The sequence below is a fragment of the Microbacterium sp. BH-3-3-3 genome (assembly GCF_001792815.1).
In the GTDB taxonomy this organism is placed as follows: Bacteria; Actinomycetota; Actinomycetes; order Actinomycetales; family Microbacteriaceae; genus Microbacterium.
This window is the reverse complement of the sequence record NZ_CP017674.1, coordinates 2,295,907-2,308,326: the sequence shown is the minus strand read 5'-3', so window position 1 is coordinate 2,308,326 and position 12,420 is coordinate 2,295,907. Positions and strand designations below refer to the sequence as shown.

Here is a 12,420-nt window from a genome sequence, read left to right as displayed (position 1 = left end):
GGCGATTGCTTTGTCGATTCACCACAGCACGTGCGGCGTGCCCCTCCGGCATCCGCGGCGCGTCCTCGCCCGATTTCCCGCGCGCCGAGCCCCCGCGTAGAGTCGCGCCATGACTGCGGAATCCCGAACCGACATCGTCGTCCGTCCGGTGCGAGACGTGGATGCCGAGGCCCTGGGCCGCGTGCACGCCACCTGCTGGCACGAGACCTACGATCACCTGATCAGCACCGCCGCCCTCGAAGCGGTCTCCCCCCGTCGCATGGCCGAGCTCTGGACCCACTGGGCTTCGCAGGGCGACGACTACCGCATGCACGCCGCCCTCGTCGACGGCGAGATCGTCGGCTTCGTCGGCTCGGGTCCCGCCCGCGACGACGACGCCCCGCGCGAGCGCGAGCTGTACTTCATCTACCTGCTCGACGCCTTCCACGGCACCGGGATCGGCCAGCAGCTTTTCGACGCCGCCATCGACGACGGCGAAGGCGTGTACCTGTGGGTCGACGACGACAATCCGCGCGCGCACCGTTTCTACACCCGCAACGGGTTCTCACTCGACGGCGCTTCGCAGGTGCAGCCGTTCCTCGGTGAGGAGCTCACCGAGGTGCGCTTCGTCCGCTGACGTGTTGCAGATCTGGGCCCTCGACGGCATTCGTGAGATCACCCCGGGCGACGACCTCGTCGGGGTGATCCTCGATGCCGTGACCTCGACGCCCGGCGACGAGACGGCCCTGCGCGACGGCGACATCGTCGTGGTCACGAGCAAGATCGTGTCGAAGGCCGAGGGCCGCATCATCCACGCGTCGGATCGCGAAGACGCGATCACGCGCGAGACCGTGCGTCTCGTGGCCTCGCGCACCTCGCCGGCGGGACACGTGACGCGCATCGTCGAGAACCCGCTGGGCATCGTGTCGGCCGCGGCCGGCGTCGATGCGAGCAACACCCCCGAGGGCACGGTGCTGCTGCTGCCGGTCGACCCCGACGCCTCGGCGCGGGCGCTGGCGACCGGGCTGCGCACCGCCACCGGTGCCCACGTCGGCGTGATCATCACCGACACGCTCGGCCGCGCATGGCGCGAGGGTCAGACCGACCACGCGATCGGGGCGGGTGGCATCCATGTCTTCGAGGATCTCCGCGGAACCACCGATGCCGAGGGCCGCCCGCTCGTGGTGACCCTGCCGTGCGTCGCCGACGAGCTCGCGGCCGCCACCGACCTGGTCAAGGGCAAGGCCGCCCGCCGCCCCGTGGCCATCGTGCGGGGTCGCGCCGACCTGGTCGGCGACCTCGACCTGCCCGGTGCCCGCTCGATCGTGCGCGACCCGGCGCGTGACATGTTCCGCCAGGGCGCCGACGAGGCGTACGCCGAGGGCTTCGCCGCGGGTCGAGCGACGGCACGCTGAGCGCCCGCTCGTGCGCCCACCGCGCGCCGCCGCCCGGCGGCGGGGACGGGCGAGGGGCGGGCGTCTCGAGACCGCAGTTGATCGTCGAAGACGCACCCGTTCGTCGACGAACACATACGTCCTGGGCGATCGCGTGCGGTCTCGGCACCCCACCCCGGATCAGCGCTGCTTGACGTCGCCGAACAGGCGGGCGATCGGCACGAGCACGCGCGGGCGGGCGGCCACCCATCCGGCGGCCATCACCAGCAGGGATGCCGCGAAGATCAGCAGACCGGTCGGATCGCTGGTGTACTCGCCGGGGTCGACCGATCCGCGGGCGGCGTACATGTGATTCAGGTTGCGCAGGGCGCCGGTGGCCAGCACGAGGCCAACGTGCACGACGATGAACGCCACGAAGAACAGCATCACCGGGAAGTGGATCTTGCGCGCCCACTCCACCGGGTAGAGCCGGTTGAGGCGCTCGGCGTCCTTCGGCCATACGCCCGACAGCCGCACACCGCTGATGATGGCCAGGGGCGCGGCGACGAACGTGATCGCGAAGTACGACAGCTGCTGCAGGCTGTTGTAGTTGACCCAGCCGTTCTCGGTCGGCCAGTCGAGCGACACGTACTGCAGGGCCGCCGACAGGGCGTGGGGGAAGACCTCCCACGAGGTGGGGACGATGCGCATCCATTGCCCCGTGGCGAACAGCAGCACCACGAAGATCAGGCCGTTCGCGATCCACAGGATGTCGACCGCCTGATGGAACCACAGGCCCAGGCTGATGCGGCGCCGCTTGTTCTTGCGCGGTGACCAGAACGCCGCGGGGCGCTTCTCGCGGCGCACCTGCCAGCCGGTGCGGATGATGAACAGCAGGAAGAAGCTGTTGAGGAAGTGCGACCAGTTCAGCCACACCGGCAGACCGACGGGCGCCCCCTCGGGCAGCGGGTGCTCGCCCGGGAACGCCGCGAGGAACTCCCGCCCCGGCTCGAGCGCCAGGACGAAGCGGGCGAGCAGCACCACGATGGCCGCGAGCGCGAGCGCGAACACGCCCAGCACGGCGGCCGATCCGAGCCACTGCACCGCCGTGTACGGACCGAGCCGTTTCGGTTCGGCGCCTTTCGACGGGCGCACGGATGCCGCAGCCCCCGGCCAGACGGTTCGGGGCACGGTCAGCGGCGGTCGAGGCGCGGCGGGGGTGGCGGCATCCGGGGACGGCATCGCCGCGTCGGCGGTAGCGGACGCGGGCGCCTGGTCGGCGGACGGGGTCGGCGTCGAGGGGGAATCGGAGCGCGATTGCTCCGCGGGCACCGCTGCGGCGGGCGGGGTCGGCGTCGAGACGGAACCGGAGCGCGATTGCTCCGCGGGCACCGCCGCCGCGGGCGATGGCTCCGACGGCGCGGACGACGGGTGCACGGATGCCGGCGGCCAGGGCTCGCCGCCCGGCTCGCGCGGCAGTCCCCGGCGCACGTCCGACGCGGCGTCACCCGGCGCTGCTTCACCCGACGCTGCTTCACCTGACGCCTCGGCGACGGTGTCGTCACCCGCACCGGTCGACCCGGACGGAGGGACCGTCTCGGCCGCCACGGCGTCCGCGCGCGGACGCGCTTCGGCGACGGTGGGCTCCGCCGCGGTCTCGGGCGTGATGTCGGTCGGCGCCGGGGCGAGAGCCGGCGGCCAGGGCTCGCCGCCCGGCTCCCGCGGCAGACCCCGCCGCACCTCGGGCGCGCTCGCACGCGGGGCATCCGGAACCACGGGGCCGCCGGTGGCGGGGGGCGCGGCGGGGAGCGCCACGCCGCGCTGTGCCTCCGGCGGGTGCGACGCGACCTGCTCGGGCTCGACCGACCCGGCGCCTCGCGGTGCCGCCGACTCGTCGGCGGAGTCCTGCCCGGGCGCGCCGGACGCCGCGGGCGGCCAGGGCTCCCCGCCGGGGATGCGCGGCAGCCCGCGACGCGGGGTGGGTGGTGTGGACGCCATCTACTTCGTGGGGCTACTTCTCGCGGGCTACTTCTTGCGCGCGGCGAGCGCGCTGAGGAGTTGCGGGACGACGGTGAACAGATCTCCGACGATACCGAAGTCGGCGATGGCGAAGATGGGCGCGTCGGGATCTTTGTCGATCGCGACGATCGTGCGCGCGGTCTGCATGCCCGCGCGGTGCTGGATCGCCCCCGAAATTCCGAGGGCGACGTACAGCCGCGGTGACACCGACACCCCCGTCTGCCCGACCTGCGCCGCCGCCGGCACATATCCCGCGTCGACGGCCGCGCGCGAGGCGCCGACGGCCGCTCCGAGCGCGTCGGCGAGCTGCTCGACGAGAGCGAAGTCCTCGCGCGAGCCCACCCCGCGTCCGCCCGCGACGACGGCCGCGGCTCCGCGCAGTTCGGGGCGCGACGAGGGCGCGGCGGTCTCGGCGAAGCGCTCGACCCGGGCCGCCGGGGCACCGGATGCCGTCACCTCGAGCCGGTCGACGACGAGGGGCTGCGCGTCGAGGCGCCCGTCGACGGCGCCGGGGCGCAGCGTCGCGACGAGGGGGCCGAAGGTCGGAGCGCCCTCGACGGTGAAGCCGCCGCCGAAGGCCGAGTGCCGCGTGACGACGCCGAGGTCGTCGCGGCCCAGCCCCACGATGTCGGCCGCGAGCGGGAGCCGCAGGCGCGCCGCCAGTCGCGCGACGGCATCGCGCGTCTCGACGGCGTTCGAGGCCAGCACGAGGTCGACGTCTTCGCGCGCCACCGCCGCCGCCAACGCGTCGACGACCGGCACGGTGAGGGCGTCGGCGTCGGTGGCGGCGGTGAGCACGCGTACGGCCCCGAGCCCGGCCGCCTCGGCGGCAGCGCCCTCGAGTACCGCCTCGGGGGCGGCGATCAGGGCGAGGGGATCCCCCACCGCGGCCGCCGCCGCCAGCAGTCCCGGCGCCGACGCGGCCAGCGCGCCCGCGGGAAGCACCTCCAGAAGAACCAACGCCGCACCCATCACGCCACGCCCTCGGCCACGAGGAACGCGGCGAGTTTCTCGCCCGCATCGCCCTCGTCGACGATTTTCGTGCCCGCCGCACGCGGCGGACGTTCGGCGACCGACAGCATGATGTACCGCGGCACGGCGGGGTTCTCGGCCGCGACGCCCAGCGCTCCGGCATCGAGGGTCTCGTACGGCTTCTTCTTCGCCGCCATGATGCCCTTGAACGTGGTGAAACGCCCCTCGGGGAGCGCCTCGGTGATCGAGACGACCGCCGGCAACGCCGCCGACACCCGCATCGTCCCCGCGTCGCTCACGCGATCACCGGCCACCGCGGCCTCCGACACGTCGAGGCTCGACAGGGCGGTCAGCTGCGGCACCCCGAGTATCTCGGCGATCATCGCGGGAACGACCGCTCCGCCGCCGTCGGTCGACAGGTTGCCCGCGATGACGAGGTCGAACCCGGTGCGTCGGATCGCGGCGGCCAGCACCTCGGCGGTCAGCAGCAGGTCGGCGCCGCGCAGGGTGTCGTCGACCACGTGCACGGCCGACGTCGCCCCCATCGCGAGGGCCTTCCGCACGGTCGCGGTCGCCGAGGCGGGCGCCATCGTCAGCACCACCACCTCGGTCCCCTCGTGCGCGTCGGCGTAGGTGAGGGCGGCCTCGACGGCGCGTTCACCGATCTCGTCGAGCACCGGCGCCGACGCTCCCCGGTCGGTCAGACCGGTTTCGAGGTCGAGACGACGCTCTCCCCAGGTGTCGGGTACTTCCTTGATCGCGACCACGATCTTCATCGACGCGGCTCCTTCGGTCGGGGGACGGATGCCGCGGCCTCGCCGCGGTCGGAAAGTGGCGGCGGGGAATGCACGGCCCTCGCGCCTGCCGAGAGGACGAGAACCCGCCGCGCGGCGCACCGCCGCCCGGCGCGGGCCGCGCGCGAGGGGTACCGTGAAGCGCGAGGAGGACCGATGACGCGACGACTGCCCGCCGACCCGATCGCCGAGGCCAAGCGCCAGTGGCTGGCGCACGGGTGGGACGACGCCGCCGACGGCATGACGGTCGTGACCTCGGTGATCCGTGCGCACCAGTTGCTGATGGCATCCATCGACCGGGCGCTGAAGCCCTTCGACCTGTCGTTCTCGCGGTTCGAGCTGCTGCGGCTGCTCGCCTTCACCCGCGAGGGACGGATGCCGATGGCCAGCGCCATCGCGCGTCTGCAGGTGCATCCGACGAGCGTGACGAACACGGTCGAGCGACTCGCGCGCGACGGATACGTGACCCGCGAACCGCACCCGACCGACGGCCGGGCCGCGCTGCTGTCCCTCACCGAGGCCGGTCGGCGGCGCGTCGACGAGGCGACCGACGCGCTGAACGCGGTGTTCGCCGACCTGGGGCTCGAGGACGACGACGCGACGGCGCTGGTGCGGATCATCGCGCGCTTCCGCAAGGGTGCCGGCGACTTCGCCGACCCCGCGCCCGTGCCCGACCCGCTCTGAATCTCGCCGAGGCCCCGTGCCGCGGTCGTCCCGCGCGGCAGCAGCACGCGGTGGACGCCCGCCGCGAGATCCCGCCGCGCCACGCCGTTCATCGGTGGGTGAACGACGGAGCCCGCTTCTCGCGGAACGCCGCCATCCCCTCTTTCTGGTCGGCGGTGTCGAAGAGGGCGGCGAACGCCCGTCCCTCGAAGCGCAGCCCCTCGGCGAGAGTCGACTCCATCGCCACGTCGAGGGCGGCCTTCGCCGCGTACAGGGCGGGCAGCGGCTTCTCGGCGATCGCCGTCGCGACCGCCTCGGCCTCGGTGAGCAGGTCGGCGGCCGGCACCACGCGCGACACCAGTCCCGCGCGTTCGGCCTCGGCGGCGTCGATCATGCGGCCCGTCAGCACGAGTTCGGCGGCCTTGTAGTAGCCGAGCGCCCGCACGAGCCGCTGCGTTCCGCCCATGCCCGGAATGACCCCCAACTGCACCTCGGGCTGACCGAACCTCGCGCGATCGGAGGCCAGGATCACGTCGCACATGAGCGCGAGCTCGCACCCGCCGCCCAGGGCGTACCCCGACACCGCGGCGATGACCGGGGTGCGGACGGCGGCGAACCGACTCCACGCTCCGAAGTGGTCGGTGAGCGTCATGTCGAGTCCCGACATCTGCTCCATCTCTTTGATGTCGGCGCCCGCGGCGAAGGCCTTCTCGCTGCCGGTGACGACGATCGCGCCGATACCCGTGTCGGCGTCGAAGGTTTCAGCGGCGGCGACCACGTCGCGCATCGTCTGGGTGTTCAGGGCGTTGAGCGCCTCGGGGCGGTCGAGCGTGATCCATCCCACGCGACCTCGCCGCTCGACTCGGATCGTCTCGTACCCGGCATCCTGCTCCGTCATGTCACTCCCGTCGTGTCGGCGCGGACGACCCCGCACCGGCATGCTCGCACGCTCCCCCGACATCGGGCGAGCCTCTGGCGTCAGGCGGCCAGCACGCTCCGGCCGACGATCAGACGCATGATCTCGTTGGTGCCCTCGAGGATCTGGTGCACGCGCAGGTCGCGCACGACCTTCTCGATCCCGTACTCCTGCAGATAGCCGTAGCCGCCGTGCAGTTGCAGGGCCTCGTTCGCGACACGGAAGCCCACGTCGGTCGCGAAGCGCTTCGCCATCGCGCAGCGGGTCGCGGCATCGGGGGTCTTCGCGTCGAGGGCCCGCGCCGCGTCGCGCACGAGCAGCCGCGCGGCCTCGAGCTCGGTGGCCATGTCGGCGACGGCGAACACCACCGACTGCTTCTCGGCGAGCGCCTCGCCGAACGTGAAGCGCTCGTGCACGTACGCGACGGAGCGGTCGAGGGCCCAGCGGGCGCCACCGATCGAGCAGGTCGCGATGTTGAGTCGCCCGCCGTTCAGCGCGGTCATGGCGATCGAGAACCCCCGGCCCTCGCCCCCGAGCAGGTTCTCGGCCGGCACGCGCACCTCGTCGAGGATCACGGGACGGGTGGGCTGGGCGTTCCAGCCCATCTTCTTCTCGTTCGCGCCGAACGACAGGCCCTCGGCGTCGGCGGGCACGAGGAACGCGCTGATCCCGCGCGCCCCCGGCTCGCCCGTGCGAGCCATGACGACGTAGACCGAGGCCTCGCCGGCACCCGAGATGAACTGCTTGACGCCCGTGAGCACGTAGGTGTCGCCGTGACGGATGGCCGAGGTGGTGATCGCCGCGGCGTCGGATCCCGCGCCCGGCTCGGTGAGGCAGTACGCACCCAGGTCGTCCATGGCGACGAGGCCGGGGAGCCACTGCGCTCGCTGCGCCTCGTCGCCGTGGGCGTCGATCATCCACGCGACCATGTTGTGGATCGTGATGTAGGCCGTCACCGTCGGGTCGCCGTAGGCCAGCTCCTCGAAGATCGCCACGGCGTCGGCCCGCGACAGCCCGGCGCCGCCCACGTCTTCGTTGACGTAGACGCCGCCGAGACCCAGCTCTCCCGCGCGACGCAGCACGTCGCGGGGGAAGTGCTTCTCGGCATCCCATTCGAGGGTGTGCGGGGCGAACTCCGTCGCGGCGAAGTCGCGGACGGCGTCGAGGATGGCGGTGCGCTCTTCTGCCGACAGCGCGCCCGCGGGTGCGGCGGCGAGCGCGGGAGCAGGGGTGGTGTCCATGCGGCTCTCCTTCGTGGAGCGACGGCGTCGTCGCCTTCCTCAGATTACCTGGACGTCCTTGTAATTGATAGGGGGGTCGACTTACGCGGCCAGGCCGCCGAACAGCGAGCCGACGACGTACGTCGCCCCGAGCGCGAGCGCCCCGCCGACCACCATCCGCACCACCGCGCGCCCCCGGCGGGCCCCGCCGATCCAGGCGGCGACGTACCCGGTGACGGCCAGCGCGAGCAGGACCGCCGCGAACGTCGCCGCCACGCGCCCCTCGACCGGGAGGAGCAGGATCGTCAGCAACGGCAGCAACGCCCCGACCGTGAAGGCCACCGCCGAGGCGAACGCCGCCGTCCACGGGCTCACCACGTCGTCGGCGTCGATGTTCAGCTCGACCGAGAGGTGGGCCTTCAGGGCATCGGATGCCGTGAGCTCGGTCGCCACCCGCGTCGCCGTCTCGGTCGACAGTCCCCGGGCTTCGTACAGTCCCACGAGCTCGGTGAACTCGGCATCCGGGGCCTCCGCCAGTTCGCGGCGCTCCTTCTCGATGAGCGCGTGCTCGCTGTCGCGCTGACTCGAGACCGAGACGTACTCGCCGAGCGCCATCGACACCGCCCCACCGACCAGCGCCGCCATGCCCGCCACGAGCACGGGAGCGACCTCGCTCGTCGCCCCGGCCACGCCCACGACGACGGCCGCGGTCGACACGATGCCGTCGTTGGCCCCGAGCACCCCGGCACGCAGGCCGTTGAGTCGCTGCGCGAGGCCCTGACGGTGCGGTTCGTCGGGATGGGCACCGGACGGCGTGGTCATGCGCTCAGGCTAGACCGGCTCGGCCGCAACGGGAGCGCCGCGTCGCCGTTCGCCCCGCGTTCACCCGCGGGACACCGCCCCCGGGCAGACTCGGCCCGTTCGCCGCCCCCGCGGCGTGCCCGTGCCGCCCCACCGCACGCCACCCCTGCCCCGAGGACACAGCCATGCCTTCGCCCTTCCTTCGCCGTACCGTCGCGCTGACCGCGACCGCGGCGGCCGTGTGCGCGCTCGCCCTGTCGAGCGTCACCGCGGCGTCCGCCGCCATCGTCGCCGATCCGGTGCGCGACTCCCCCGCCGACAGCGCGGTGAGCCTGCGCCCGATCGGCACCTACGAGACCGGGGTGTTCGACCAGTCGGCCGCCGAGATCGTGCACGCGTACAAGAACCGCCTGTTCGTCGTCAACGCCCAGGCCGGGGCCGTCGACGTGCTCGACAGCAGCACCCCGACCGCCCCCACCAAGCTGTACTCGATCACCGGGACCGGCGTCGCCAACTCGCTCGCCGTACGCGCCGACGGACTCGGCGTGATCGCCCTCGAGAACGTCGACAAGACGGCTCCGGGTCGCCTGGTGTTCTTCGACGCCGACGCCGCCGAGCCCACCGTGCTCGGCGAGGTCACCGTCGGAGCCCTCCCCGACATGGTCACCCTCTCGGCCGACGGCACGGTCGCCGTCGTCGCCAACGAGGGCGAGCCCGCCGACGACTTCACGGTCGACCCCGAGGGGTCGGTCGGCATCGTCACCCTGCCCGCCGAGAAGGCGGCCCCGAGCCAGGATGCCGTGCGCACGGCCGGCTTCGGAGCCTTCGAGCAGGGCGGGTCGATGACCCTCGACCCCGCCGTCCGCGTCTTCGGCCCCGACGTCGCCGCCCCCGATCAGGGCGACACCCCGCTCGACGCGAACCGCGTGAGCCGCAACCTCGAGCCCGAGTACGTCGCCCTCGCCGGCGGCACCGCCTACGTCGCCCTGCAAGAGGCCAACGCCGTCGCGACCGTCGACCTGGCGTCGGCCTCGGTCACCGGCATCCGCCCCCTCGGGTTCAAGGACTACGGCGTCGAGGCCCTCGACGCGAGCGACCGCGACCCCGAGGACGCGCCGACCTATACGCAGAAGACCTACCCCGGCCTGTTCGGCATGTACATGCCCGACGGCATCCAGGCCTACGAGGCGAATGGCGAGACGTACCTCGTCACCGCCAACGAGGGCGACGGCCGCGAGTGGGGCGCGTACAACGACACCGCCCGGGTGAAGGACCTCGGCGACGACGGCCTCGCCCCCGTCTGCGCCGACAGCCCGCTCGCCGGCTCGCTCGACGACGCCGACCTGGGCCGCCTCAACGTCGCCACCGACATGGGGCTGAACGCCGACGGCACCTGCTACTCCGAGCTGTACACGTTCGGCGGCCGCGGCTTCTCGGTGTGGACCACCGAGGGCACCCAGGTGTTCGACTCGGGCTCCGACTTCGAGCGGATCACGCACGACGCCAACCCGGAGTTCTTCAACTCGAATCACTCCGAGTCGAACCTCGAGGGCCGCAGCGACGACAAGGGCCCCGAGCCCGAGAACCTCGCCATCGGTCAGGTCGACGGACGCACGTACGCCTTCATCGGCCTCGAGCGCGTGGGCGGCGTGATGACCTACGACATCACCGACCCCGCCGCCGCGAGCTACGCCGGATACGTCAACAACCGCGACTTCTCGGTGTCGGTCGAAGACCAGCTGACCGGAGACGCGACCGCCGACCGCGCGCTGCTCTCGAACGCCGGCGACCTCGGCCCCGAGGGCATCGACTTCATCCCCGCCGACGCCTCGCCCACCGGTCGCCCCCTCGTCGCCGTCGGCAACGAGGTGTCGGGGACGACGACGCTGTTCGCGGTCGAGAACCCGAACGTGAAGGACATCGACATCCTCACGATCAACGACTTCCACGGTCGTCTGGAGGCAGGGTCCCAGGGCGAGGCCGGCGCCGCGGTCATCGCCGGAGCGGTGAAGGCCGCCGAGGCCGCGAACCCGAACACCGTGTTCGTCTCGGCCGGTGACAACATCGGAGCCTCGACGTTCACCTCGCTCATGCAGGACGACTCCCCCACGGTCGACACCCTCGTCGCCTCCGGCCTCGACGTCTCGGCCGTCGGCAACCACGAGTTCGACCGCGGCTTCGCCGACCTGACCGACCGGGTGCTGCCCGAGTACGGCGGCGGCGAGTTCGGGCTCGGCGCGAACGTCTACAAGAAGGGTACGAAGGAGCCCGTGCTCGACGAGTACGCGATCAAGGTCGTCGACGGCGTGCGCGTGGCCTTCATCGGCACCGTCACCCCCGACACCGCCACCATGGTCGACCCGGCCGGCGTCGCCGACCTGGAGTTCGGCGACCAGCTCGAGGCCGCCGACCGCGTCGCCGACGAGATCACGGCCGCGGGCTCCGCCGACGTCATCGTGCTGCTCACCCACTCGGGCGCCGCGGTGTCGGACGACTGCGCCGCCATCGCGGCCGACCAGGCCGGCTTCGGCAACCTGGCCGTGAACGCCTCGCCCGAGATCGACGCGATCGTCTCGGCGCACACGCACCAGACGTACGCCTGCGACCTGCCCGTGGCCGGAACCGACCGCACGCGTCCGGTGATCCAGGCGTCCGAGTACGGCAAGGCGATGGGTCAGCTCTCGCTGAGCTGGGACACGCGCACCGGCTCACTGGCATCCGTCACCGGCACGACCTTCCCCCTCGAGGGCGCGTTCGCCCCGGATGCCGCGATCGAGGCGCGCGTGGCCGAGTACGTCGCGCAGGCCGACGTCATCGGCGCGAAGCCCGTCGGCGAGATCAGCGGCGACATCCTGCGCGGCGGCACCCCGTCGGGCAGCGACCGCGGCGTGGAGTCGTCGATGGGCAACTCCGTCGCCGACGTGTACCTCTGGGCGACGTCGCAGAACCCCGCCTTCGCCGGCACGAAGGCGCAGATCGCCCTGATGAACCCGGGCGGCCTCCGCGCCGACCTGCTCAAGGGCGACGACGGCGTGGTCACCTACAAGGAAGCGGCACTGGTCCAGCCCTTCGCCAACACGCTCGTGACGGTGACGCTGACGGGTGCGCAGATCCGCGACGTCCTCAACGAGCAGTGGAAGGCCGAGGGCGACCGCCCCAAGTTGCACCTGGGCGTGTCCGACGGCTTCACCTACGAGTACACGCAGGATGCCGCGAACCCCCGCGTGGGCTCGGTCGTCTCGATGGCGTACGAAGGCACGGCGATCGCCGACGGTGACACGTTCACCGTGGTGACGAACTCGTTCCTCGCGAACGGCGGCGACGGCTTCCCGACCTTCGCGGCCGGCACCGACCGCACCGACACCGGTCAGATCGACCTCGACGCGACGCTCGCGTACTTCGCCGCGACGCCGCTGGTCGACCCCGCGCCGCTCGGTCGCGCGATGGTCGCCTCGGGCGAGAACCCGGGCGGCGGTGACCCCGGCCAGCCCGGTGCCGAGCCGACTCCCGCGCCCGGCCAGCCGGCACCCGGTCAGCCCGCGCCGGGCCAGCCGTCGGGCGACCGCCCCGGCAGCGACCTCGCGAACACCGGCGCACAGGCACCGTGGGGACTCGCCCTCGCCGGCGGATTCCTCGTGGTGGCCGGCGGCCTGGCCTTCGCCCTGCGGCGGCGCACCGTCTGA

At 72.7% G+C, this 12,420-nt stretch carries 10 protein-coding genes; 4 read left to right on the top strand and 6 right to left on the bottom strand.

The features are described 5' to 3' along the window. Positions 1-109 precede the first annotated feature (109 nt). Positions 110-616 (top strand): GNAT family N-acetyltransferase, encoded by a 507-nt coding sequence (locus tag BJP65_RS10670; protein WP_070409126.1) that lies wholly within the window; start codon positions 110-112, stop codon positions 614-616. 1 nt (position 617) lies between these two features. After that, on the top strand, positions 618-1,394 hold the full coding sequence (cofE, locus tag BJP65_RS10665) for a coenzyme F420-0:L-glutamate ligase (protein ID WP_070409125.1): 777 nt from the start codon (positions 618-620) through the stop codon (positions 1,392-1,394). Between the two features lie 159 nt (positions 1,395-1,553). Here cofE and BJP65_RS10660 read toward each other — a convergent pair whose 3' ends face one another. Genes BJP65_RS10660 through BJP65_RS10650 form a run of 3 tightly spaced genes read right to left on the bottom strand, consistent with a single transcriptional unit; the run spans position 1,554 to position 5,119 of the window. Beyond that, positions 1,554-3,350, bottom strand: a complete 1,797-nt coding sequence (locus tag BJP65_RS10660) for a cytochrome b/b6 domain-containing protein (RefSeq protein ID WP_083285813.1) — start codon at positions 3,348-3,350, stop codon at positions 1,554-1,556. A gap of 27 nt (positions 3,351-3,377) precedes the next feature. Next, on the bottom strand, positions 3,378-4,343 hold the full coding sequence (locus BJP65_RS10655) for an electron transfer flavoprotein subunit alpha/FixB family protein (protein ID WP_070409124.1): 966 nt from the start codon (positions 4,341-4,343) through the stop codon (positions 3,378-3,380). Continuing rightward, positions 4,343-5,119, bottom strand: coding sequence for an electron transfer flavoprotein subunit beta/FixA family protein (locus tag BJP65_RS10650; RefSeq protein WP_070409123.1), 777 nt, complete (start codon positions 5,117-5,119; stop codon positions 4,343-4,345). The genes BJP65_RS10655 and BJP65_RS10650 overlap by 1 nt, the downstream gene beginning before the upstream one ends. A gap of 174 nt (positions 5,120-5,293) precedes the next feature. Between BJP65_RS10650 and BJP65_RS10645 the strand changes: the two genes are divergently transcribed. Beyond that, positions 5,294-5,821, top strand: a complete 528-nt coding sequence (locus BJP65_RS10645) for a MarR family winged helix-turn-helix transcriptional regulator (protein WP_070409122.1) — start codon at positions 5,294-5,296, stop codon at positions 5,819-5,821. Between the two features lie 88 nt (positions 5,822-5,909). On the opposite strand, the gene BJP65_RS10640 is transcribed toward BJP65_RS10645, so the two are convergent. The 3 genes from BJP65_RS10640 to BJP65_RS10630 form a co-directional block, all read right to left on the bottom strand. Then, the gene (locus tag BJP65_RS10640) at positions 5,910-6,698 is read right to left on the bottom strand and encodes an enoyl-CoA hydratase-related protein (protein WP_055940711.1); all 789 of its coding nucleotides are present in this window, start codon (positions 6,696-6,698) and stop codon (positions 5,910-5,912) included. 80 nt (positions 6,699-6,778) lie between these two features. Continuing rightward, the gene (locus BJP65_RS10635) at positions 6,779-7,957 is read right to left on the bottom strand and encodes an acyl-CoA dehydrogenase family protein (RefSeq protein ID WP_070409121.1); all 1,179 of its coding nucleotides are present in this window, start codon (positions 7,955-7,957) and stop codon (positions 6,779-6,781) included. Positions 7,958-8,038: 81 nt separating this feature from the next. After that, a complete protein-coding gene (locus BJP65_RS10630; RefSeq protein WP_070409120.1) occupies positions 8,039-8,758 on the bottom strand; it encodes a VIT family protein in 720 nt (239 codons plus the stop codon). A gap of 164 nt (positions 8,759-8,922) precedes the next feature. On the opposite strand from BJP65_RS10630, the gene BJP65_RS10625 reads away from it, so the two are divergent. Continuing rightward, the gene (locus tag BJP65_RS10625) at positions 8,923-12,420 is read left to right on the top strand and encodes a choice-of-anchor I family protein (RefSeq protein WP_070409119.1); all 3,498 of its coding nucleotides are present in this window, start codon (positions 8,923-8,925) and stop codon (positions 12,418-12,420) included.